The 23,604-nt window shown below is 55.1% G+C and carries 18 protein-coding genes; 9 read left to right on the top strand and 9 right to left on the bottom strand.

Annotated elements, in window-relative coordinates; translation table 11 throughout:
• Positions 1–23: 23 nt before the first annotated feature.
• Positions 24–458, bottom strand: coding sequence for a CBS domain-containing protein (locus tag V7775_RS09430; protein WP_335751632.1), 435 nt, complete (start codon positions 456–458; stop codon positions 24–26).
• 73 nt (positions 459–531) lie between these two features.
• The gene (locus V7775_RS09425) at positions 532–1,434 is read right to left on the bottom strand and encodes a LysR family transcriptional regulator (protein ID WP_335751631.1); all 903 of its coding nucleotides are present in this window, start codon (positions 1,432–1,434) and stop codon (positions 532–534) included.
• Between the two features lie 135 nt (positions 1,435–1,569).
• On the opposite strand from V7775_RS09425, the gene V7775_RS09420 reads away from it, so the two are divergent.
• The 5 genes from V7775_RS09420 to V7775_RS09400 all read left to right on the top strand — a co-directional run bounded on the left by V7775_RS09420 (position 1,570) and on the right by V7775_RS09400 (position 7,645).
• On the top strand, positions 1,570–3,069 hold the full coding sequence (locus V7775_RS09420) for a CoA-acylating methylmalonate-semialdehyde dehydrogenase (RefSeq protein WP_335751630.1): 1,500 nt from the start codon (positions 1,570–1,572) through the stop codon (positions 3,067–3,069).
• A gap of 90 nt (positions 3,070–3,159) precedes the next feature.
• Positions 3,160–4,302: an acyl-CoA dehydrogenase family protein gene (locus V7775_RS09415; RefSeq protein WP_335751629.1), complete on the top strand. Its 1,143-nt coding sequence runs from the start codon at positions 3,160–3,162 to the stop codon at positions 4,300–4,302.
• Between the two features lie 10 nt (positions 4,303–4,312).
• Positions 4,313–5,344, top strand: a complete 1,032-nt coding sequence (locus V7775_RS09410; protein WP_335751628.1) for an enoyl-CoA hydratase/isomerase family protein — start codon at positions 4,313–4,315, stop codon at positions 5,342–5,344.
• A 12-nt stretch (positions 5,345–5,356) separates the two neighbouring features.
• Positions 5,357–6,238 (top strand): 3-hydroxyisobutyrate dehydrogenase, encoded by an 882-nt coding sequence (gene mmsB, locus V7775_RS09405; RefSeq protein WP_335751627.1) that lies wholly within the window; start codon positions 5,357–5,359, stop codon positions 6,236–6,238.
• A 69-nt stretch (positions 6,239–6,307) separates the two neighbouring features.
• A complete protein-coding gene (locus V7775_RS09400) occupies positions 6,308–7,645 on the top strand; it encodes an MmgE/PrpD family protein (protein WP_335751626.1) in 1,338 nt (445 codons plus the stop codon).
• On the opposite strand, the gene uvrA is transcribed toward V7775_RS09400, so the two are convergent.
• From uvrA to V7775_RS09365, 7 genes are all read right to left on the bottom strand, one after another.
• Positions 7,646–10,531 carry an excinuclease ABC subunit UvrA gene (gene uvrA / locus V7775_RS09395; protein WP_335751625.1) on the bottom strand — a complete coding sequence of 962 codons (2,886 nt, stop codon included), beginning with the start codon at positions 10,529–10,531 and terminating at the stop codon, positions 7,646–7,648.
• Positions 10,532–10,612: 81 nt separating this feature from the next.
• Positions 10,613–11,767 (bottom strand): MFS transporter, encoded by a 1,155-nt coding sequence (locus tag V7775_RS09390; protein WP_335751624.1) that lies wholly within the window; start codon positions 11,765–11,767, stop codon positions 10,613–10,615.
• Between the two features lie 204 nt (positions 11,768–11,971).
• On the bottom strand, positions 11,972–13,366 hold the full coding sequence (gene lpdA / locus V7775_RS09385; protein WP_335751623.1) for a dihydrolipoyl dehydrogenase: 1,395 nt from the start codon (positions 13,364–13,366) through the stop codon (positions 11,972–11,974).
• A gap of 150 nt (positions 13,367–13,516) precedes the next feature.
• Entirely contained in the window at positions 13,517–14,098 is a 582-nt protein-coding gene (locus V7775_RS09380) for a DUF924 family protein (RefSeq protein ID WP_335751622.1), read from the bottom strand.
• Between the two features lie 167 nt (positions 14,099–14,265).
• Positions 14,266–15,585 (bottom strand): MFS transporter, encoded by a 1,320-nt coding sequence (locus V7775_RS09375; RefSeq protein WP_335751621.1) that lies wholly within the window; start codon positions 15,583–15,585, stop codon positions 14,266–14,268.
• A 75-nt stretch (positions 15,586–15,660) separates the two neighbouring features.
• Entirely contained in the window at positions 15,661–16,725 is a 1,065-nt protein-coding gene (queA, locus tag V7775_RS09370) for a tRNA preQ1(34) S-adenosylmethionine ribosyltransferase-isomerase QueA (protein WP_335751620.1), read from the bottom strand.
• A gap of 10 nt (positions 16,726–16,735) precedes the next feature.
• Positions 16,736–20,128, bottom strand: a complete 3,393-nt coding sequence (locus V7775_RS09365) for a YhdP family protein (protein ID WP_335751619.1) — start codon at positions 20,126–20,128, stop codon at positions 16,736–16,738.
• Between the two features lie 130 nt (positions 20,129–20,258).
• On the opposite strand from V7775_RS09365, the gene V7775_RS09360 reads away from it, so the two are divergent.
• From V7775_RS09360 to V7775_RS09345, 4 genes are all read left to right on the top strand, one after another.
• Positions 20,259–20,720 (top strand): peroxiredoxin, encoded by a 462-nt coding sequence (locus V7775_RS09360; RefSeq protein WP_335751618.1) that lies wholly within the window; start codon positions 20,259–20,261, stop codon positions 20,718–20,720.
• The gene (locus tag V7775_RS09355) at positions 20,717–21,526 is read left to right on the top strand and encodes a ferritin-like domain-containing protein (protein WP_335751617.1); all 810 of its coding nucleotides are present in this window, start codon (positions 20,717–20,719) and stop codon (positions 21,524–21,526) included. Before V7775_RS09360 ends, V7775_RS09355 begins: the two co-directional genes overlap by 4 nt.
• 179 nt (positions 21,527–21,705) lie before the next feature.
• Positions 21,706–23,022 carry a M23 family metallopeptidase gene (locus tag V7775_RS09350; protein WP_335751616.1) on the top strand — a complete coding sequence of 439 codons (1,317 nt, stop codon included), beginning with the start codon at positions 21,706–21,708 and terminating at the stop codon, positions 23,020–23,022.
• The gene (locus tag V7775_RS09345) at positions 23,012–23,527 is read left to right on the top strand and encodes a bactofilin family protein (RefSeq protein ID WP_335751615.1); all 516 of its coding nucleotides are present in this window, start codon (positions 23,012–23,014) and stop codon (positions 23,525–23,527) included. Before V7775_RS09350 ends, V7775_RS09345 begins: the two co-directional genes overlap by 11 nt.
• Positions 23,528–23,604: the final 77 nt, after the last annotated feature.

Here is a 23,604-nt window from a genome sequence, read left to right as displayed (position 1 = left end):
GGCCACGGGATGCAAGTACTCCGCTAATGTCCGCGGATCATTCCCTCAAGTGCGTCTTTTTCCATGGCCAGTTCCATGAGGCGCGCCTTTACGACATCCCCCAGTGAAATAAGCCCGACCAATGCGCCATCTTCGACGACTGGCATATGGCGAAAGCGGCCTTCGGTCATTTGCTCTAGTACGATATCCGCGCGGATATCACGGGTACACGTCACCAGTTTGGAGGTCATGATACTGCTCACTGGCTCAGTCAGGCATGCAGCACCGGCACTGCCAAGCTGACGCACGATATCCCGTTCTGAAAGGATACCATCAGGCGTGCGGCCATCGCGTGAGACAAGCACTGTACCGATACGGCGCTCTGACAACATCTGCGCCGCCTCTGATATTGTAATTGTGGGTAATGCGGTTACGACACTGTCGTCCGCCTTGGATTGTAGAATATGCGACACCAACATAGATCATCCTCCCATGCTCAGGTTGTTGAGGTTCGTTGATCGTCGCGCGCGCAGGGTGCTGGTGTCAAGGGCGCTAGGCATGTTCTTGTAAGGCTTCTAGGCGCGCGACCTCTGCCCGCAGGCCAGATGCCATCAAATCCGCAAACCGCGCTAAACGCAGGTTTTTTGCGTCATCGACGTGGCGAATCAGATAAAAGGCACGGGTTAAGCTAACCGCATCCGTCAGGATACGGCGCACACCGGGCGCAAACGGCAGGCTGAAATCATGTACCACCCCTACGCCTGCCCCTTGGCGCAACATATTGAGCTGAACCGAAACCGAATTTGACGCGAGCGCGACGCGCCCTGCCCCCAGATCAGCAAGATAATCCAGCTCCCGATCAAAAATCATATCTGGGATGTAACCGACCATCTTATGCGCCTTCAGCGCCTCTACGTCCTTGATCGGGTCATTGGCGTTCAGATAATCCTCTGAGGCGGCCAGATGCAGATGGTATTCCGTCACTTGGCGCACCACCAGCCGTCCTGCTGTGGGCGCGCTTACGCCAATGGCCATATCGGCTTCGCGGCGTGTTAGGTTGAACACACGCGGCAAGGCAACGATCTGGATATCCAACGCAGGGTTATCCCGTCCAATCGCCGCACAAACCTGTGGCAGTAGAAAATTCGCGCAACCATCTGGTGCGCCCAGCCTGATTTGCCCGCTTAAGGTATCACTCTGTGCGCCGTCCCCGACCGAGGTTCCGCGCATTGCCTGTTCAACCGCGCCTGCACGCTCAAGCAGTTCTGAGCCTGCCTGCGTCAGCGCATAGCCCTGCGGCGATTTCACAAATAGCGCGACTTGCATTGTTTTTTCCAACCGCGTCATGCGCCGCCCCAGTGTAGCAGGATCAAGCCGCAGCACCTTTCCGGCGCCAGACAGGCTTTGCTCACGCGCGACAGCTAGAAACAGCCGAAGATCATCCCAATTCTGCAAAACGGCTCCTCCTATCAGATGCCCGGTTCACAACGCACCTATACCGACAAAAATGCAAGACAGTTTTGAAAACTTGCCCCTATGCCCAGCCTTTTTGCAAGACTAGAGTACCCTCAACTCAACAGGAGATCTCCGATGCAAGAGCTTACCCACTACATCAACGGCGAACACGTCAAAGGCACGTCAGGCCGCTTTGCGGATGTGATGAACCCCGCAACTGGCGAAGTGCAGGCCAAATGCCCACTCGCCAACAAAGAAGAGCTGGAACAGGCCGTGGCATTTGCCGCCGCAGCCCAGCCAAAATGGGCCGCCACAAACCCACAACGCCGCGCACGTGTGTTGATGAAAATGGTTGATCTGCTGAACCGCGACATGGACAAGCTGGCCGAGGCCCTTAGCCGCGAGCATGGCAAAACCCTGCCAGACGCAGCAGGCGACGTTCAGCGCGGCCTTGAAGTGGTTGAATACTGCATCGGCGCGCCACAGTTGTTGAAAGGCGAATACACCGACTCAGCTGGCCCTGGCATCGACATGTACTCCATGCGTCAGGCATTGGGTGTTACGGCTGGTATCACGCCGTTCAACTTCCCTGCGATGATCCCGATGTGGATGTTTGCCCCTGCCATCGCATGTGGCAACGCATTTATCCTGAAACCATCCGAGCGTGACCCGTCTGTGCCACTTATGCTGGCCGAAATCGCCGAAGAAGCAGGCCTGCCAAAAGGCATCCTTCAGGTTGTGAACGGCGACAAAGAAGCCGTTGATGCGATCCTGTATAACGATGTGATCCAATCCGTTGGCTTTGTTGGTTCAACACCAATTGCTGAATACATCTACGGCACCGGCTGTGCACAGGGCAAACGCGTCCAGTGCTTTGGCGGCGCGAAAAACCACATGATCATCATGCCAGACGCCGATATGGCACAGGCTGCTGATGCGCTGATTGGTGCGGGCTACGGTGCGGCAGGCGAACGCTGCATGGCGATTTCGGTTGCTGTTCCTGTTGGCGATGACACAGCTGATCGTCTGATGGACGAGTTGATCCCACGCATCGAAAAGCTGAAGGTTGGCCCTTATACCTCAGGTAAAGACGTAGATTACGGCCCTGTTGTAACCGCAGCAGCAAAAGCCAACATCGAACGTCTGGTCCAGACTGGTATCGACCAAGGTGCCAAACTGGTTGTGGATGGTCGTGATTTCAAATTGCAGGGTTACGAAGACGGCTTTTTCGTTGGTCCACACCTCTTTGACCACGCCACCAAAGACATGGACATTTACCAAAAAGAGATCTTTGGCCCGGTCCTGACCTGTGTGCGCGCCCAAACCTACGAAGAAGCGCTGGGTCTGGCGATGGACCACGAATACGGCAACGGGACAGCGATCTTTACCCGTGACGGCGATGCAGCACGCGATTTCGCAAACCGCATCAACGTCGGCATGATCGGTATCAACGTGCCAATCCCTGTGCCACTTGCCTATCACACCTTTGGCGGCTGGAAAAAATCTGTCTTTGGTGACCTCAACCAACACGGTCCTGATGCGTTCAAATTCTACACACGCACCAAAACAGTGACTGCACGCTGGCCATCAGGCATCAAAGAAGGCGGCGAATTCTCCATTCCAATCATGGAATAATCCGGCCAAGGGCGCGCACACTGCGCGCCCTTGCAAAACTCTCGCAAGAATTTCAATTTACCGTGCGGGTATATTCCGCGGGAGAACGACATGGATTTTGCACTAAGCGAAGAACAAACAGCCATTTTCGATATGGCCTATGCCTTTGGGCAGGAACATATCGCACCCAATGCACAAGCATGGGAAAAAGCCGAAACAATCCCAAAAGAACTTTGGCCGCAGATCGCCGAGCTTGGTTTTGGGGGGCTGTATGTCTCAGAAGACGGCGGCGGCTCTGGGCTGTCACGTCTGGACGCAACACTGGTGTTCGAGGCCCTGTCCATGTCCTGCCCCTCTGTGGCGGCCTTCCTATCCATTCACAACATGTGCGCAAAGATGCTTGATAGCTTTGCATCGGACGAACTGAAGGCACGGATCATGCCTGACATTTTGTCGATGAACACAGTCCTCAGCTATTGCCTGACCGAACCGGGTTCGGGATCAGACGCGGCAGCCCTCAAGACCCGCGCAGAGCGCACAAATGAGGGTTACCAGATCAACGGCACCAAAGCGTTCATTTCTGGCGGCGGCTATTCAGACGCCTATGTTTGTATGGTCCGCACAGGCGAAGACGGCGCTGGTGGTGTCTCAACTGTTTACGTTGAGGACGGATCAGAAGGCCTTAGCTTTGGCGCATTAGAAGATAAAATGGGGTGGCGCAGTCAGCCAACCGCCCAAGTGCAGTTTGACGATTGTAACATTCCAGCCGGCAATTTGGTCGGCGAAGAAGGCAATGGCTTTAAATACGCGATGATGGGTCTTGATGGCGGTCGTTTGAACATTTCCGCCTGCTCGCTGGGTGCTGCGCAGACCGCACTAACCAAAACACTGGACTACATGGGTGAGCGCAAAGCCTTTGGTAAATCTATTGATCAATTCCAAGGTCTGCAATTCCGCCTCGCGGATATGGAGATCGAGCTGCAAGCTGCACGGGTATTCCTGCGCCAAGCCGCATGGAAGCTGGATAATGGCGCGCCTGACGCGACTAAACACTGCGCGATGGCCAAAAAATTTGTGACCGATGCAGGCAGCCGCGTTGTGGATCAATGCCTGCAACTGCACGGCGGCTACGGTTATCTTGCGGATTACGGCATCGAAAAGCTGGTGCGCGATCTACGTGTGCATCAAATCCTTGAGGGCACAAACGAGATCATGCGCGTCATCGTTTCCCGCGACATGCTGAAAAACCGCTAAGGAGCCTATGATGAGCGACATCAATATCCGCATCACGGGTAAGGCAGGTAGGATTACTCTGACCCGTCCACAGGCCCTGAACGCAATGACATATGAAATGTGTCTCGCGATTGAGGCCACACTGGACAGCTGGCGCGAAGATGATGCCGTAACGTTGGTTGTGATCGATGCCGAGGGGGACCGCGCGTTCTGCTCAGGCGGAGACATAGCCGAGTTGTACGAGACTGGCACAAAGGGCGACTACGCATATGGCCAAAAGTTCTGGGCAGACGAATACCGCTTAAACCACAAGATATTCAGCTACCCCAAACCTGTCGTTTCATTCATGCAGGGTTTCACTATGGGCGGCGGCGTTGGCATTGGGTGCCATGGATCGCACCGAATTGTGGGGGAAAGCAGCCAAATCGCCATGCCTGAAGTCGGCATTGGCCTGGTTCCTGATGTAGGCGGGTCTTTGATGCTTGCGCTGGCCCCTGGACGGCTTGGCGAATACCTTGGCGTAACTGCCAGCCGCATGAATGCGGATGACGCGATCTATGCTGGTTTTGCAGATACTTACGTCCCGCAATCAATGTGGGAGGATCTCATCTCAGAGCTAGAACAAACTGGTGATGTTGGGCGGATTGATCCAGTGGCCGTAGCCCCACCAGAAGGTGTCTTGCGCGCTCAGCAAACCCAGATTGACGCATTGTTTGCTGGTGAAGCCCTTGGCGATATCCAGCGGCTTCTTGCAACTGACGAAAGCGATTTTGCGGCCGCGGCACGCAAATTGATGGGGCGCAATTCACCGCTCTCGATGGCCTGCGCCGTGGAAATAGTCCACCGATTGCGCGGTACGTCTTTGAGCATCGAAAAGGCGCTTGATCTAGAATACCGCTTTACTGCCCGCGCAATGGAGCATGCCGATTTCCTTGAAGGTATTCGCGCAGCCATCATCGACAAAGACCGCAGCCCAAAATGGCGCTTTACTGAGGGAGACGTACCTACCATGGAAGTTTCCAAGATGTTGATGCCTTTGGGCGAAAATGCACTCACACTCTGACGGGAGATACACATGAGCTATAAGATCGGTTTCATCGGCCTTGGTAACATGGGCGCGCCAATGGCGCACAACCTTGCAAAAGGGGGCCACAGCGTAATCGGCTTTGACACTGCAGGCACAACGGCTGAAGGCGTGGACGTCGCGCAGACCGCCCAAGACGCCTGTGCGGGTGCGGATTTTATCATCACCATGCTGCCGAATGGGGCCATTTTACGTGCAGTTGCGGATCAGGTTTTACCCGCGATGAAATCTGGTGCGGTGCTCATAGATTGCTCGACCGTAGATGTAGACAGCGCCCGCCATGTTGGGGCGCAAGCTGCTGAAATGGGGCTAGGATTTGTCGATGCACCCGTCTCGGGTGGCATTGGCGGCGCATCCGGTGGCACGCTGACATTTATGACTGGCGGAACCGATGCGGCCTTTACTGCTGCCAGCCCCCTGTTTGATATTATGGGCCAAAAGGCTGTGCATTGCGGCGAAGCAGGTGCAGGCCAAGCGGCAAAAATCTGTAACAACATGATCCTTGGCGCGACCATGATCGCCACCTGCGAAGCCTTTGCTTTGGCTGACAAGCTGGGCCTTGATCGCCAAAAAATGTTTGACGTGGTTAGCACATCCTCTGGTTATAGCTGGTCAATGAACGCCTATTGCCCGGCCCCTGGCGTTGGGCCGCAATCTCCTGCTGACAATGATTACACACCAGGTTTTGCCGCTGAGCTCATGCTCAAGGACCTAGGCCTAAGCCAGCAGGCCGCCGAGGCTGTTGATGCAGACACGCCAATGGGTGCCCTTGCGCAGCAGCTCTATGCGCAGTTTGTTGACAACGAGGGTGGCAAAGGGCGCGATTTCTCTGCGATGTTACCGCGTTTTGCAGCGCGCAGTCGCGACAGCTAATGTCGCAAACGGGCATTTATGTGCAGGGGTGGTGCGTAGGCTGATCATACACCAGCCTAGGAAAACACCATGCCCCTGCCCTTTGATGAATTCGCCGCCACGCTGAGCTATGATGATCTGCCGCAGGATCTTTTGTGGACATTGCGGCGCTCCTTCACGGATACGATGGGTACGGCGGCGGTTGCCTCTACCACCCACATGGCAGATGTGGCGCGACGCGGTGCCTTGGCGTTGTTCGGCGCGGGTGGGGCTGGATCTGCGCGTATCTTGCTGCATGGCGGTTTGGTCAGCCCTGCAGGTGCTGCCATGGCGGGTGCTTTTACAGTAGATGCCGTGGACGCACACGACACAACCTCGCCCTGCAAAGGGCATGCGGGATCGGCGGTATTTCCTGCTCTGCTGGCCGTTGCGGATGCGCTTGATCGTCCTGTAACGGGCGCTGAATTCGCAGTCTGGCTGGCTGTCGCGTATGAAGTCAGCTATCGCGCCGGCCTTGCGCAGCATGCGACCTGCCCAGATTATCACACCTCCGGTTCTTGGACTTCAACGGGCGTAGCAGCCGCCATTGCACGGGCATTAGGGCTAAGCTGCGCCGAAATCCGTCATGCGGCTGGTATTGGCGAATTCCACGGGCCGCGCAGCCAAATGATGCGCTGCATTGATCATCCTACCATGTTGCGCGACGGTGTTGGCTGGGGCGCGCCTTCTGGCCTTACTGCGGCCTATCTGGCGCGCGAAGGGTTTACAGGCGCACCTGCGCTGACCTGTGAGGAAGCGCCTGAATTCTGGACGGATTTGGGGGATGCTTGGCGCACGGTTGAGGACACCAGTTACAAGCCCTACCCGTGTTGTCGTTGGGCGCACCCGTCAATTGATGCAGCCTCTGAGCTGATGGCGAACAACGGCCTCAGCTCAACTGACGTCGCTAGCGTGGACATCAAGACCTTTCACATGGCCACGCGTTTGGCAGGTCACACGCCTAAGACTTTGGATGAATTCAGCTATTCCATCGCCTTTCCCGTCGCCTGCATGATTGTGCGCGGCGAAATTGGCGCAACTGAGTTGCAGCCAGAAACCCTAACCGACCCTGAAATCCTACGGATAAGCCAAGCGATCCGGTTGATTGATGACGACCATTATACCAAAATTTCCGTGGGCAAACGGTGGGCCGATGTCACAATCCACTGCCATGACGGGCGCGCATTCACCAGTGATCCACGCTCACCGCGCGGTGACCGCGACATGCCGCTAAGTGACGCCGAGATTTCAGACAAGTTCCACCTGTTTAGCGATCCGGTGCTGGGACGCGCGCGCGCAAACGAGATTGAGGACCTCTCAGGCCGTTTTGACAGCCTGAGCGCAGATGAATTCACCCATCTCCTCGATCTATGTCTGAATGCGCCCTAGTTACTCAGCAGCGGCAACTTCGCGCGCCTCAAGCATCGGTTTGAGGTATTTACCAGTGTAGCTTTCAGGTACTTCGGCCACTTGTTCTGGCGTGCCTTTGGCCACAACCTGGCCGCCGCCATCACCGCCCTCTGGGCCAATGTCGATGATGTAATCTGCCGTTTTAACCACATCAAGGTTGTGCTCAATCACGACAACCGAGTTCCCCTGATCAACCAGTTCATGCAGGACTTCCAATAGCTTGCGCACATCTTCAAAGTGCAAACCAGTTGTCGGTTCATCCAGAATATACAGCGTACGGCCTGTGGAACGTTTGCTGAGCTCTTTGCTGAGTTTGACCCGTTGGGCTTCACCACCAGACAGGGTTGTCGCCTGCTGGCCAACCTTGATGTAGCCAAGGCCAACCCGCATCAGCGCGTCCATCTTTTCACGGATGGTTGGCACGGCAGTAAAGAAAGTCTGCGCGTCCTCAACCGTCATATCCAAGACATCAGCGATGCTTTTGCCCTTGAACTTGATCTCAAGCGTTTCACGATTGTAGCGTGCGCCTTTGCAGGTCTCACATTCCACATAAACATCCGGCAGGAAGTGCATCTCGATCTTGATCACACCGTCGCCTTGGCACGCTTCACAGCGACCGCCCTTGACGTTGAATGAAAAGCGACCGGGTTTGTAACCGCGTGCCTTGGACTCTGGCAGGTTCGCAAACCAATCGCGAATGGGGGTGAATGCCCCTGTGTAGGTCGCAGGGTTAGAGCGCGGCGTGCGGCCAATCGGGCGTTGGTCAATGTCGATGACCTTGTCCAGATGCTCAAGACCCTTGATTGTCTCACAGGGCGCTGGGGTTTGGCGTGCGCCATTGAGGTTCATCGAGGCGGTTTTGAACAGTGTTTCAATTGTCAGGGTCGATTTACCCCCGCCTGAAACACCTGTAACGCAGACAAACTGACCCAGTGGGAAATCAACAGTGATGCTTTGCAGATTGTTCCCTGTGGCTTTCACCACCTGAACCTTCTTTTTATTGCCCTTGCGGCGTGTGGCAGGCACCTCGATTTTGCGGGCCCCCGTCAGATACTGGCCCGTCACCGAATTTGGATCAGCGGCAACCTGTTCAGGTGTGCCGTGGCTGACAACCTGACCACCATGAACACCGGCACCCGGTCCGATATCGAACACATAGTCCGCTTCGCGAATGGCTTCCTCGTCATGTTCAACCACGATCACGGTATTGCCCTGATCCCGCAGGTTTTTGAGGGTCAATAGCAAGCGGTCATTGTCACGTTGATGCAGGCCAATTGACGGCTCATCAAGGACATAGAGCACGCCCGTCAGGCCAGACCCAATTTGGGAGGCAAGGCGGATGCGCTGGCTTTCGCCGCCACTTAACGTACCGCTTGAACGTGCGAGCGTAAGATACTCTAATCCAACATTATTTAAGAATCCAAGACGCTCATGTATTTCCTTCAAGATTGCCTTAGCGATAGCGTTTTTCTGAACACTCAACGAGTCTGGAACCGAGATACACCACGCAAGCGCCTCACGGATCGACATCTGCACAACATGCCCTGCGTGCAGCAATTCGTCCTTCCCACCACCTGCTGGACCAATCTTTACGGCCAATGCTTCGGGGCGCAGGCGGAAACCTTCACAGGCGCCACAATGGCGGTTGTTCTGGTAACGCTCAAATTCTTCACGGACCCAGTTGCTGTCCGTTTCGCGGTAGCGGCGTTCCATGTTGGGAATGACGCCCTCAAACACGCGGCTAACTTCGTAAACCCGCCCGCCTTCGTCATAGCGGAACTGGATTTCTTCCTTGCCAGAACCGTGTAGAAATACCTTCTGGATTTTCGGATCGATGTCTTTCCATTTGGCGCTTTGGCTAAAGTCGTAGTGCTTTGCGATCGCCTCAATGGTTTGTTTGAAATACGGGCTTTTGCCTTTACGCCACGGTGCCAACGCGCCGTCATATATTTTTAGGTTCTGGTCCGGCACCACAAGGCGTTCGTCAAAGAACAGCTCTTTGCCCAAGCCGTCACAGGAGGGGCATGCACCGAATGGCGCGTTGAACGAGAACAAACGCGGCTCGATCTCGGGGATGGTGAAGCCACTGACAGGACAGGCGAATTTTTCAGAAAAGGTGAAGCGCTCCGGCTCCCCCTCGCTAGGCGCGGTTTCTAGGATCGCGATGCCATCTGCCAGATCAAGAGCGGTGCGCAGGCTGTCGGCCAGCCGCGTTTCCAGCCCTTCACGCACCACAATGCGGTCCACAACTACATCGATGTCATGGCGGAATTTCTTGTCCAGCGTCGGCGGCTCGTCCAGCTCATAGAACTCACCGTTGACTTTGACGCGCTGAAATCCGGTTTTGCGCAGTTCTAAGAATTCTTTGCGGTACTCGCCTTTACGGTCGCGCACAATTGGGGCCAGCAGATAGGCGCGTGTGCCGTCTTGCATCGCCATGATCCGGTCAACCATATCCTGCACCTGTTGGGCATCGATAGGCTTGCCTGTGGTGGGCGAATAGGGTGTGCCAACACGCGCAAACAACAGGCGCATGTAATCGTAAATCTCTGTCACGGTGCCCACCGTCGAGCGTGGATTTTTTGAGGTGGTTTTTTGCTCAATCGAGATGGCAGGGCTAAGACCGGAGATGTGATCAACATCCGGTTTCTGCATCATATCAAGGAATTGGCGCGCATAAGCGCTTAGGCTTTCGACATAGCGACGCTGCCCTTCGGCGTAGATTGTGTCAAACGCAAGTGAGGACTTTCCAGAGCCAGACAGCCCCGTAATCACCACCAACTGGTCACGCGGAATATCCACGTCAATGTTCTTGAGATTATGCTCGCGCGCGCCGCGCACTTCGATGTTCTTTAGCTCAGCCATAGCGGCACCCCCGTGGTTCTTAACGGATATAGGGCGCGCTGCGGGATTCTCCAATGGCAAAATGCGAACAAACAGTAAACATCATATATTTCTGCGCAGACCAGCGAGGAAGATGTGCAAGACTAAACCACACAAAAAGGCAACTCCCGCAAGGATCGGTAAGCTGATATAGCCCCACCCCGCCAGCGCCATTGCCATCATGGGAGTCCCAAGCGAGTTTCCCAGATTACCCATCTGCGCCATCGCGCCATTGGCCTGTGTCTGGGTGCGCGCAGTTTGGTTCAACTGAGGGACTGACGCAAAGCTGGCCCCTTGGATCAACCCCATGGCCCCTGCCAGTACCAAACACGCCACCGCATTGGCCGGCATCAACCACAACCAAACCATACACAGCGCCGATCCGGCAAAACCCGCGATCACCACCTGCACCGCGGGCATCTTGCGCAGCAGAGCCACACCAAGGGTCATAGAAACCGCAATGCTGGCGAGTGGCATCGCACCCATCACCAACCCTCGGATGGATGGATCAAGATAGGGTGGCAGGACAGTCAAAATCGAAACAAAGCAGAACGTATAAAACAACCAGCCAAATGCCGGAGCAGAAATGCGTGCAGAGCTATAGATGGTGGCATGCGTGGCGATCACGGAAGACAGGGAGAATGCCGGGACTTCGCCTTCTTGCGGAAGAGTTCTGAGGCGCGGGCTTAGGTATAGGGCAAACGCCGCCATATAGACCGCGTGGGCTGCAAAAAGTGCAGGAATGCCGACGTGGATCGCCAAGGGCCGGCCGAACCATGCCATAACGGCAAACGCCACGCCAAAAAACGTCCCCCAAAGCGTCAGCGCCAGCCCACGTTGCTGGTTGGTTGCGATCTGTGCGATCAATGTTGGGGCTGCGACAACAATGGCGAGGTGGGAAATCCCTTCGACCAGCCGAAGCGCCAGCATAGCGGGCAGTGGCGGCAACAACGCTTGGCCCAAAGACACAAGCGCGCCCAACCACAGCGCCACCAGTAATGCCCGTCGATAGCGAATGCGCGCCACTAACATGGCGGCAACAACGCCAAGCAAAACACCGACGCCGCCGATTGCCGACACCAGCCAGCCCAACGCCGCGCCGCCCTCAGGGTACACCGTGCCAAGCAAATCATAGATGACCGAAATTTTTGCATATTGCATGGCCGCGCCCAGCCCTGCGCCCCATAGCGCCAACATCAATGGCCATGAACCAATCATCAGCAGTACTCTGTCTTGGAGCATGCGCGTGTTGGCATGTCTGGGTAAAACCTATGGTGTTTAACTATCTTTACGGCCAAACGCGGGGCCGAGCAGATGCCCTGTTTCAAACCAAAAAGATCTGTACACGACTCAAACTGTTCATAGGGTTCTGTATGTCAGCGCCCGCACATGCCGTAAAGTGGCGACTGCGGGCGCGAAACCTTACATGTGGATGACTTTACCGTAAGCGTCCAGCACTGCCTCATGCATCATTTCTGACAACGTGGGGTGCGGGAAGACAGTGTTCATCAGGTCTTCTTCGGTTGTTTCCAACTGGCGGCCAATAACATAACCTTGGATCAGTTCGGTTACTTCAGCACCAATCATATGCGCGCCCAACAGCTCACCTGTTTTAGCGTCAAAGATGGTTTTGATCATGCCGTTTTCTTCGCCCAATGCGATGGCCTTGCCGTTACCGATGAACGGGAAGCGGCCCACTTTGATCTCGTAACCCAGTTCTTTTGCTTTGGCTTCCGTATATCCAACTGAGGCAACCTGCGGATTGCAATAGGTGCAGCCAGCGATGCTTTCTGGTTTGACCGGATGCGCGTGATTGCCTGCAATCAGTTCGGCAACCATGACACCCTCGTGAGAGGCCTTATGCGCCAACCAAGGTGCACCAGCGATATCACCAATGGCATACAGCCCGTCGATACCTGTGCGGCAGTATTCATCCGTTACAACGTGTGTGCGGTCAATTTTCACACCCAGTTCTTCAAGGCCCAGGTTTTCGACGTTACCGACAATCCCTACCGCGCTGATGACGGTGTCAAATTCATGAGTTTCGACCTTACCGCCGACTTCGATATGGGCCGTTACTTTGTCACCGGCGCGGTCCAGCTTTTTGACCATCGCCTTTTGCATGATCTTCATGCCTTGTTTTTGAAACGCTTTTTTGGCGAAAGCCGAAATTTCTGCGTCTTCAACAGGCAAGACGCGGTCCATGACCTCAACCACGGTCGTGTCAGCGCCGAGCGTGTTATAGAAACTGGCAAATTCGATGCCAATTGCGCCAGATCCAATGACCAACAGTTTTTTGGGCATATGCGGGGGCTGCAATGCGTGGCGGTAGGTCCAGACCAGTTTGCCGTCCGCTTCGAGGCCCGGCAATTCGCGCGCACGTGCGCCTGTGGCCAGAACGATGTTTTTGGCGGTCAGGTTTTCGGTGCCTTTTTTGGTCTTAACGCTCACCTTACCTTTGGACGGGATCGTGGCCTCGCCCATCACAACGGTGATTTTGTTCTTTTTCATCAGATGGCCAATGCCACCTGACAGCTGGCCCGCCACCTTGCGGGAACGGCTGACAACCGCATCCAGATCATAGCTGATGCCATCTGCCTTCAGGCCGAATTCTTTGGCGCGGTGCATCAGATGAAATACCTCTGATGAGCGCAGCAAGGCTTTGGTAGGAATACAGCCCCAGTTCAAGCAGATACCGCCGAGGTTCTCGCGCTCAACAATGCACACCTTCATGCCCAGTTGCGCACCACGGATGGCGGCCACATAGCCACCTGGCCCTGCGCCAATTACAATCAAATCATAGGATGTATCGGCCATGAGGCACCTCGTATCTGTCGCTTGAAAATATAGTTCACCACTAAACTATATCATTCTGCTCAGCAATGGCGAGGGCTGCAAGGCAGCTATGCAAAAGCCCGCAAGCGCACGGAGCGTTTACGGGCTTTGTTCATTACAGGACCTTAGCAATTAGGCGGCGATGTCAGCGGCCTGCAAATTGCGTAGGGTTTGACCATATCCACCTTGGGCGACATAGGCGATTTCACTACGTGTATCGGTCCGGCCAAGGGCGGCGTTGCGATACGGAAAGCGGCCGAACTGGCGAATAACTTCGCGGTGCGCTTGGGCGTGGATCAAATTGCTGGATGACGGCAACCGCTCAACCATGAGGCGGATACAGCGGTCCTGATCGCATAGGCTTTCGGAATGCATAAGCGGCAGGTAAAAGAATTGGCGCGCAGGTGGGTCTATTTTCATATCCCAGCCTTTGCAGATCGCGCTTTTCGCGGCAGCAACTGCAATTGGATCAAGGGCAAATGCATCACCTGAATTGCGGAACATGTTGCGCGCAAATTGATCAGCAACAATCAGATAGGCCAATGCGCCGGAGGGATACGTAAGCCACATACTAAGGCCGCCATCCCGGATCGTCTCCCATGTCGACATAAACGTCTCACGGATCTCCGTATCGACTGCATCATCAACAGCATACCAGCCGCTTGGTCCAACACGGTCGAGCCAAAACTCGAGTATTTTCTCAGGACCTATCATCGCCTTCTCCTCTTCACGCAAAGTGCGTCTCCTGTTCCATTAAAGACAGGTTATCAATTTATGAAACACACATTTTGCAACAAAAGCGTCACATTTAGCGCAACCATAAAAATCAGGGTCTAGCATGTTTCCTTTAGGTAACAGGAAGGGCCAAATTTGAGATATTATTAGGCCTTTCCCTCATCAGTTGAGCCTTCAAGCTCTTCGGCGGCTTCCTCCGCAGCCTCTTCAGCTGCTTCTTCTGCTGCCACTTCTTCTTCGATTGCGTATTCTTGCGCGAATTCAACAGCAACGGTTGTTGCAGTCGGCGGCATTGGCACAAACGAACCTGTTTCTTCGGATGGCAACGTAGCACGTACAGTGGAACGATAGCCCGCATAGAGGATCATTGCGCCAAACAGGATTGCTGTGAATAGGTAAAAACCGCCCGGGCCTAGGGAGGTTCCCATCATCCAACCCGTGATCATCGGCCCCAAAATAGCACCAAGTCCGTTGATAAAGATCAGCCCACCAGACGCCGCTGCCATGTCGTCGTGCTCAAGAAAATCATTGGTGTGTGCGATCAGCAGCGAATAGAGCGGGTTCGCCATCCCCCCCACCACAAAGGCCGAAATCAGCAACAAGCCAAACACGTCGCCCAGCAACATCCCCATGATAGAGCCCGCCCCACCGATCACAGACACGATAATGACAAGGAAACGTCGGTCCATCCGGTCTGAAATCCAACCAATGGGAAACTGAAGTACGACAGCGCCAATAAAGAAGGTCGCAACAAAGGTCGAAATCTGCGGCACCGTCAGCCCTGCCTCTGCACCATAAACCGATGACATCCCGAACTGCGCCGAGAAAATACCGCCCAAGATGAACATGCCCACGCAGCCCAGCGGCGAAAAGCCCATTAGTTCCTTGAGGCTCATGGGTTTCGTCGTTTCAAATGCAGGTGTCGGGCTGATCGACAACAGAATGGGTGTGATAGCAAGGCTCACCAAAACGGACGGGATCACAAACAGGATAAACCCGCTTGGATCGGCAGTCAGCAGCAATGCTTGGGATGCAACGATGCCCAGCGTTTGCACGATCATATAAAGAGAAAGCGCTTTGCCGCGATTCGAGTTATCCGCCGCATTGTTGAGCCAGCTTTCAGCTGTCACATACACCGCTGAAAAGCAAAAACCGATCAGGACACGCCCCAACGCCCAAACGGCAATATTGGGGAATGTAGGATAGATGATCATCACGGCAGAAATCGCCGAGGCCAAAGCCGCAAAAACGCGCACGTGTCCAACACGCCGGATCATGCGCGGCGCAAGGCGGGAACCGCCAAGGAAACCCACAAAATAGGCGGACATAACAATAGACATCATGAAGGTATCAAAACCTTCAATCTCACCACGGATACCCAGCAATGTGCCTTGCATGCCGTTACCGACCATCAAAAGACACATACCAAACAAGAGCGCCCAAGCGCTGGAAAGGACCTGAAACATCGTGCTGCTCCTACTAACGTCACATTACCCTTAGCGCCATCATAGCAGCTGAGTCGGGCTTACTTGCGACTCAGTCTAGTCGCTTTTGCGTGGCGGTATCAGCAGCGATGCATCTCCGTAAGAGAAGAAACGATAGTTACTGCTCAACGCATGAGAATAAATTTCGCGGATCGTCTGTTGGCCTATCAGGGCAGAGACCAACATCATCAAAGTTGAACGCGGCAGGTGGAAATTTGTCATCAACGCGTCGGCTACATTAAACGTAAAACCGGGTGTGATGAAGATGTCTGTGTCACCCTCCCACGGCGCGATGGCGCCACCCTGCCCTGCGGTTTCGATCAGACGTAATGCCGTGGTGCCAACAGGGATTACACGACCGCCCGCTGCTTTGGTGGCTGATATCTCAGCGGCTGCTTGCGCGCTGACCTGCCCCCATTCCGAGTGCATCTTGTGATCAGAAATATCGTCTACCTTTACAGGCAAGAACGTTCCCGCACCCACGTGAAGGGTGACATAGCTGAACTCCACACCAAGAGTGCGCAGTTCTTCCAACAGTGCGGTGTCGAAATGCAATGAGGCCGTGGGCGCAGCAACAGCTCCAGCGGTTTTGGCCCAGACCGTTTGGTAATCAGTTTTATCCTGTGCATCCGCTGCGCGTTTTGCTGCGATATAGGGCGGCAATGGCATAGCGCCCGCCGCATTAAGGGCGGCGTCAAAATCATCGCCAGTCACATTGAACCGCAGAAACGCGAGACCTTCTTCAATGCCCACAAACGTGGCATGCAGATCATCGGAAAAGACAACCTCTTCGCCAACTTTCAATTTCTTGAGCGGTTTCATCAAGGCGGTCCAGACGCCAGCTTCGGCTTGGGGCTCCAGCAGAGTTGCTTCGATCTTGGCCGCAACAGGGCCTTGGCCTGTTTGGCGATGGCGCAAGCCCGATAGGCGCGCCGGAATAACCCGTGTGTCATTCAGAACAAGGCGATCACCGGCGCGCAGCCAGTTCACTAAATCATGGACATGCTGGTCATGGATGACACCAGCATCTGCAACCAACAAGCGCGCAGAGGATCGCGGCTGCGCAGGGCGCACGGCAATCAACTCATCTGGTAGTTCAAAATCAAAATCACTTAGTTTCATGGCCATGCCCCTAACGACCTTCGTAGGTAGGATCAACGCGCGTTTTTCTAGGTGCTTCAGGAATTGGCGCCTGTTCGCCCTCTATTGTCGGCAGTTCGGTCTTGGGGCCGCGGAAAACATTGCGCAACGCCCCCGGGGCCAGAACGGATAACGGGTTAACCGATACTTTGGGTTTTTTCGCCTCGCCGGTGAGGCGGTAATTAAACCCTAACAGCCCCTCCCCTTTGCGCGTCAGCACTGAGCCAATACCATTGAGCAGGTAAACAGGTGTGACCACCCCCTGCATTGCAATCTGGCCCGTATCGGTTGCATAGACACCGTCCACGGACAGCCCTAATGACGCGCCCACCGCGCTGCCACGGCTGAGGGTCATGCGCCCCGGTGTCAGACGAAACTCTGCCTCCACCTCATCAAAATAGATGCCGTCTCCGTTCATTTCATTGACTAACCCAACCACCGACAGGGAATTAACCAAAGCGGCCATCGATGGGGCGTCTTTGATCGAAATCCCCTCTACTTTGAGCTGCCCGTCAAACGCGCCACCTTTGCCCACAGGAAGTAACGCCAACTCCATCGAGCCACCGACAGCTTGCTGCAAAACACCCGCCGAGCGCAGCACGCCGCCCGCATCCGCCGAGGTTATACGCACGGCCGTGCGCCCGTTTTGCGGAACAATGCGACCAGAGATGCCCGTGCCACCGTTAATCCGCGCTTCAAAAGGCCCATCAAGGCCACCCGTTGTTTTGAATGTACCTGCCAGCCCTTGCAGCCAAATGGTGTCGGTGACTTGCAAGCGATCGAGGACCACGCGCATGGGGGGTGCGGCAGCCGCACTGGCCCCACTGCTACTGCTCCCTGAGCCGCCAAATTCGACCTTGCGCATATCCAGGTTTCCGCCGCGCACTACAACCTCAGGCGCACGGCCTGCGCCTTGCCCAACAAGTGCGGCGCGCACATCAAGCCAATTGTTGACCTTGAGTTCCTCCAGTTCCATCACGCCAAGGCCGCCGCCTTTTGCCAGCGTAATATTCCCTTTTGCCGCAAGGCCTGCACCCCGCAGTGAAATGCTGGTCACTTCCGGCTGCGCGCCCAGACGGATCGCCATATCCAGAGCACCATTAGTGTTTTTGCCTTTGCTCCAGCTCAGTTGCGGGATTTGCAGCGCGGCCCCGCGCAGATCCGATCTAAGTGTCATGCGCGGGGATGATCCGCGTTCAAAATCTATGCCGACGTTTGCACTTGTGCTTCCTTGAAACATCCCATCCGGCAGTGCGACACTAAATGCACGCAGCGCTTGGGGTGTGATCCGCGCGGTTCCACGCAAGGCGCTTTTGGATGATCCGGCGCCGATGGGTTGCTGCCAGCGCCCGTTAAATGCGACACCCTCCAGTGTGCCTGAACCGGAAATCTCAACGCCTGTATTGCTGGCCACCACTGCCATTTGATTGGATTTGAGGCTGCGCCCTTTGATCAGGCGCGTACTGCTGAGGTTCAGCAGATCCCCCGTGACATCAAAAACCACATCCGCAGGGGTCCCACCCTTTTTGAGGGGGAAGGCCAAGGTGCCCGAAATCTCAGCCTCGCCGCTTCCTAGATCAACAGGCAATCCTGTGCGCTGCAATACAGTCATGGGCTTTTGATCAAGCATCCACAGGGCTGCGGTAACAGAAGAGCGCGCATTAAGACGCACGACAGCGGGTGCACCGCCCTTGACGCCTGCATCAGGAATAATGAACGACGAGCGTTCAACCTGTACCGCGCCGCCATTGCCCGCCTGAACCACACCTTCATCTATGGATACAACAAACCGCGTCCCCACAAGGCTTGCGTGGCCGCTAGCTTGGGTGATGGGCGGGAGCGTTTTAAGGAATTGGACCGCTCCCGCCTGATAATCAAACGCTAGAAAAATGCGTGGTTTTTGCTTGGGTTCAATCCTAAGGGCAAAATCCGCGTTATTAACGTCAGCTGTAATGAGATATTTAGATAGCCAAGTTCGGGTTTTTGGTTTCACCGTTTCAGGCCAAAGCGCCAATATCCGTTCCGGCGTAATGGTATCTGCGCTTGCGTCCAACGCCAGCGCCCACCCCTTTGGATCTGCCATGAGCGTGCCGAAGGCATGCCGTGTCTGGCCTTTGTCAAAAATATCTAGCCGACCAATATCCAACTTGAACGGCGCTGTTTGCAATTTGAAATCGATTTCTGCGCCTTCGAGTTCAACGGGCTCTGGAAAAAAACCCTTCGGGTTAGCCCGCAGATGGGTCACCGAGAACTGGCCAACCAAATCCTCGAGCCCGCCTGTTCGTAACCCCGTTAACGTGGCGGTTCCGTTTGCGCGAGCCGTTACCCATTTGCTGTTTACTGACAGCTCGTCAAACTGCAGCAGGCCCTCGGCTGCATCATAAGAAAAGTAACTGCGCGCTTCATCAAACGGGATGGGTAGCGTCCCGTCGTTTGGTTGGACCACACCTGCCCCGATTTGCAATGTGGCACTAAGAGGTGCCAGTGTACCATCCGCGCGCACCCCTGATCGGACGGCTCCGGAAATGGGCGCCCTCAGCGCGCCAAGCCAAGCAAATGCAGGGCTTTGGGTCGCGATATCGGCAGCAGAAACATCATCGATGCTTACGCCAAACTGCGCCTCAGATTTCCCGATTGGGCTGGTGTAATTTGCCGACAAGGTTGTCACACCTGCCCCGTCCCCTAGCAGCGCTAAATCAGCACTCACAACCAAAGCGCCATCTTTGCGCTCAGCAATCAGGCGCCCGCCATCCAAGGTAAATGCCCGCTCCGCACGGCGATCGATGAATTGCAGCGTCAAATCGTGCAGCTCGGCGTTGATGAGCGCGCTAAGCCCCGGTTGCTGCAACACATCATCGATCTGGTTTACCAGCCCTCCTAGGTTTGTCGCCTGCTTGGGCTGAGGGCCCATACCTGTAATGCTGGTTTCTAAGGCGAGTGTCCCATCGGTTTCACGAACCACAGTCGCAAATACACCGCGCAGCGTTACCTCGGCAGGCTGAATTTTTCCTTTGCGCAGGGCGGGCATGGAAAATCGTACGCGCGCCTCTGAAAAGCGGATCAATTCGCGGCCCTGAGGTGTCGAGACGGCAACATCACGCAGGCGAACCCGTGGACGCCAGCCCTCTTCCATCAAAAGACGCAGTTCACCAAAAGAGATTTTGGCATCCGGAAATTCCGTGATCAGACGTTCTTGGATTCGCGTCTCGACCCATGCAGGCACCACAACAGGGCGATCATAAAAGAAATACACCGCGCCAACTGCGATCACGACGATCAAAACCAACAGCGACCACACCGCATTGAACAGCCCCAACAGCAACAACAGCCAGCCACGTTTGCGGCGGGGAGCGTTAAGTGGCGGCGGCGGGGTGGTTTCGGCCATTAGGTTCCGGTCACTGGTAAAGGGTGTTACATCACGCGCGGTTCGGGTTGGACTTTTCGCCCGCAGCGCTACTATGACAGAGGTACGCGCGCGCTCCAAGGCCACGCCCTTCACAACAAAGAGTTTTCATATGCCAGAAATATCATCCCCCGCACCAGACTTTACCCTGCCCGTCACCGGCGGTGGCGATATAACGCTGAGCGCACTGCAAGGCACGCCCGTTGTCCTGTTCTTTTATCCACGCGATGACACGCCGGGATGCACAAAAGAAAGCATCGGATTTTCCGAACACCTAGCCGCATTTGTGGCGGCAGGCGCAAAGGTGTTTGGCCTGTCACGCGACACGATGGCAAAGCATGACAAATTCGCGACCAAACATGATTTGACCGTTCCGCTGCTGTCTGACGTTGAGGGCGAAGTCACCGAAAATTATGGCGTGTGGGTTGAGAAGAACATGTACGGCAAAAAATCAATGGGCATCGAGCGTGCGACCTATTTGATTGATGCAAAAGGAAACATTGCCCAGATTTGGCGTAAGGTTAAGGTTCCCGGTCATGTAGAAGAAGTGTTAGAGGCGGTACGCGCATTATGATGCCGCTGGCGCAAATGGCCGAGACGGTTCTGCGCACTGCAGATGGGCGGGAAAAGACCGAAGTCTCGCGCGGGTTTGCTGCGCAGTGGCGTGCTGCACGCGAAGATGGGTCTGTTCCCGAAATCGGTACAGCCACCCCGCCGATGCACCCGTCTCGACCAGATAAACCTGAACTGCTGAGCCCGCGTGATGTGCCGCGCCGCCGTCCGGGCACACCTGAGGGACGTATCGCGCTGCTGCATGCCGTCGCCCACATCGAACTCAACGCCGTTGACCTCCATTGGGACATCATCGCGCGGTTTTCACACATCAAAATGCCCATCGGGTATTACGACGATTGGGTAAAGTCAGCTGACGAAGAATCCAAACATTTCAATCTGATGTGTGATTGTCTTGAGGCTGAGGGTAGTTTTTATGGTGCCTTGCCTGCCCATGCGGGCATGTGGCGCGCCGCTGAAGACACTGCGGATGATTTCATGGGTCGTCTTGCAGTGGTGCCCATGGTTCTCGAAGCCCGTGGCCTTGATGTAACCCCGGGAATGATCAAGGTTTTCAAACAGGCCAAGGCCACTCAAGCGGTAGAAGCCCTAGAAATTATTTATGCCGAGGAAGTCCACCACGTGGCCTATGGTTCCAAATGGTTCCATTATCTATGCGGACGTGATGAGTTGGACCCAACACCCACATTCCACGCCCTTGTCCGCAAATATTTCCATGGGAATCTCAAACCGCCCTTCAACGAAGAAAAACGTGCAGAAGCAGGTATTCCGCCCGATTTTTACTGGCCCCTTGCGGAAGGCGCTTAAACTGTCCGTTTCAAGGCTCTGAAATAGGCGGATTTTTGCCCATTTGCCACACAAAGCGGCAGACCTTTGTAGCCTTGCGCTACAAGGGTTGCCCCACAGCCCCTCGGTAGATATTGCAATACCGTTAACAAATCCGTGAGGGACACTGGATTTGTGAGGGACTGAAGGGAACGATACACGTGCGCACACAGCTCGCTATTAAAATTCATGCCGTCTTGGAAAAACACTTTCCGGAGCGGCGCGTATTTTTGAAATCCGACAATGACACCCGCTTTATCCGTTTACGCCCCGGCACCCAATTGATTGCATTAGCTGGCTCTTCCTTGTTGGTGGCATGGGCCATTATCGCAACCGCGGTAATCCTTATGGACAGCATCGGTTCAGGGAATTTTCGCGAGCAAGCAAAACGTGATCAACGCACCTATCAAGCCCGCCTCAACGATTTAAGCTCGCAGCGCGACACACGCGCCGAAGAAGCCCTTGCTGCTCAGCAGCGCTTTAATGCCGCCCTTGCCCAGATTTCCGTGATGCAGTCCGAACTACTTTCTTCTGAGACGCGACGCCGCGAGTTGGAAACAGGCATTGACGTGATCCAATCCACCCTGCGAAACACAATGCACGACCGTGAAACCGCCCGTGATCAGGTTGCCCTACTGCAATCAGAAAACGGTGGATCGGTTCAGGTTGCTGCCAGTACAGCGCCAATGGGTTTTCTGGCTGATGCACTGGCGCGCACAGCCAAAGAACGTGATCAAGTTGTTCTAGATGCACAGGACGCCCTACTGGCCGCTGATGAGCTGACACAAAAGATCGCAGTGATGCAGGAACAGAATGATACAATCTTTCGTCAGCTAGAAGAGGCCATGACGGTTTCTGTTGCACCGCTGGACCGGATGTTCCGTGCCGCTGGCATGCCGACCGACCGTATTATTGAAACCGTGCGCCGCGGCTATTCCGGCCAAGGCGGCCCGCTGACCCCCCTTAGCTTTACCACACGCGGCGAACAGCCAACGGCAGATACGCTGCGCGCAAACCGTCTATTGAACCAAATGGACCGGTTGAACCTCTACCGACTCGCAGCGTCCAAAGCGCCGTTTGCGAATCCCGTAAAGAACGCTTTCCGCTTTACCTCCAAATTTGGCTTCCGCCGTGACCCAAAAACGGGTGGACGCCGTATGCACAACGGTGTCGACTTTGCCGCAGGCAGTGGTACCCCTCTCTATGCAACGGCGGACGGTGTTGTGATCCACGCGGGTTGGGGCTCAGGATATGGACGTTTAGTCAAAATTCAGCACGAATTTGGCATCGAAACCCGCTACGCACACATGTCAAAAATGCGTGTGAAGGTCGGTCAAAGAGTGTCGCGCGGCGATCGTATTGGTGATATGGGTGCTTCAGGACGTGTAACTGGCGTGCATCTACATTACGAAGTGCGCGTCGGTGGTAAGCCCGTCAATCCAATGATCTATATCAAGGCAGCAAACGATGTTTTCTAAGAGCAAAATAAATGATCCAGCCACAAGTGGCACAGACACATCAAGCACGGGCGCAGCACCATCTGCTACGCCCCCTAACGCCCCTTCAGTGCCACCACAAAAGCAGAACGAGTTCAAGGCAAGCGCCCCTAAAGCCAAGCCACCGGCCTCTATTCTGTCGGCTGATCTGCATGTTACGGGCAACATGAAAACAACTGGCGACATTCAAGTTGAAGGTACAGTTGAGGGTGACATCCGCGCGCACCTGCTCACCATCGGTGAGACCGCGACGATCAAAGGCGAAGTGATCGCTGATGATGTTGTGATCAACGGCCGCATCGTCGGGCGTGTACGTGGCCTGAAGGTCCGCCTGACGTCAACAGCACGTGTTGAGGGTGACATCATCCACAAGACAATCGCCATCGAGAGCGGTGCCCACTTTGAAGGTTCCGTTCAGCGTCAAGATGATCCGCTGAACCCGGGTGCAAAATCGGCCCCAGCACAAAAAGCAAACCCTGCTTCCTAAGCTAGGACGACATCTTAATACGCTGAAACGCCGTAAGCCCCGCTTGCGGCGTTTTTCTTTGTTAAATAACTTTGATG

This window comes from Sulfitobacter sp. (assembly GCF_036960155.1).
Taxonomy (GTDB): Bacteria; Pseudomonadota; Alphaproteobacteria; order Rhodobacterales; family Rhodobacteraceae; genus Sulfitobacter.
The sequence above is the reverse complement of the archived record's forward strand: the minus strand, read 5'-3'. Positions and strand labels throughout refer to the sequence as shown.

What these genes read in the sequence shown, in the direction of transcription:
- V7775_RS09430 (WP_335751632.1), bottom strand. Translation starts at nt 458, where the DNA reads ATGTTGGTGTCGCATATTCTACAATCCAAGGCGGACGACAGTGTCGTA.
- V7775_RS09420 (WP_335751630.1), top strand. Translation starts at nt 1,570, where the DNA reads ATGCAAGAGCTTACCCACTACATCAACGGCGAACACGTCAAAGGCACG.
- V7775_RS09415 (WP_335751629.1), top strand. Translation starts at nt 3,160, where the DNA reads ATGGATTTTGCACTAAGCGAAGAACAAACAGCCATTTTCGATATGGCC.
- V7775_RS09410 (WP_335751628.1), top strand. Translation starts at nt 4,313, where the DNA reads ATGAGCGACATCAATATCCGCATCACGGGTAAGGCAGGTAGGATTACT.
- mmsB (WP_335751627.1), top strand. Translation starts at nt 5,357, where the DNA reads ATGAGCTATAAGATCGGTTTCATCGGCCTTGGTAACATGGGCGCGCCA.
- V7775_RS09400 (WP_335751626.1), top strand. Translation starts at nt 6,308, where the DNA reads ATGCCCCTGCCCTTTGATGAATTCGCCGCCACGCTGAGCTATGATGAT.
- uvrA (WP_335751625.1), bottom strand. Translation starts at nt 10,531, where the DNA reads ATGGCTGAGCTAAAGAACATCGAAGTGCGCGGCGCGCGCGAGCATAAT.
- V7775_RS09390 (WP_335751624.1), bottom strand. Translation starts at nt 11,767, where the DNA reads ATGATTGGTTCATGGCCATTGATGTTGGCGCTATGGGGCGCAGGGCTG.
- lpdA (WP_335751623.1), bottom strand. Translation starts at nt 13,366, where the DNA reads ATGGCCGATACATCCTATGATTTGATTGTAATTGGCGCAGGGCCAGGT.
- V7775_RS09380 (WP_335751622.1), bottom strand. Translation starts at nt 14,098, where the DNA reads ATGATAGGTCCTGAGAAAATACTCGAGTTTTGGCTCGACCGTGTTGGA.
- V7775_RS09375 (WP_335751621.1), bottom strand. Translation starts at nt 15,585, where the DNA reads ATGTTTCAGGTCCTTTCCAGCGCTTGGGCGCTCTTGTTTGGTATGTGT.
- queA (WP_335751620.1), bottom strand. Translation starts at nt 16,725, where the DNA reads ATGAAACTAAGTGATTTTGATTTTGAACTACCAGATGAGTTGATTGCC.
- V7775_RS09365 (WP_335751619.1), bottom strand. Translation starts at nt 20,128, where the DNA reads ATGGCCGAAACCACCCCGCCGCCGCCACTTAACGCTCCCCGCCGCAAA.
- V7775_RS09360 (WP_335751618.1), top strand. Translation starts at nt 20,259, where the DNA reads ATGCCAGAAATATCATCCCCCGCACCAGACTTTACCCTGCCCGTCACC.
- V7775_RS09355 (WP_335751617.1), top strand. Translation starts at nt 20,717, where the DNA reads ATGATGCCGCTGGCGCAAATGGCCGAGACGGTTCTGCGCACTGCAGAT.
- V7775_RS09345 (WP_335751615.1), top strand. Translation starts at nt 23,012, where the DNA reads ATGTTTTCTAAGAGCAAAATAAATGATCCAGCCACAAGTGGCACAGAC.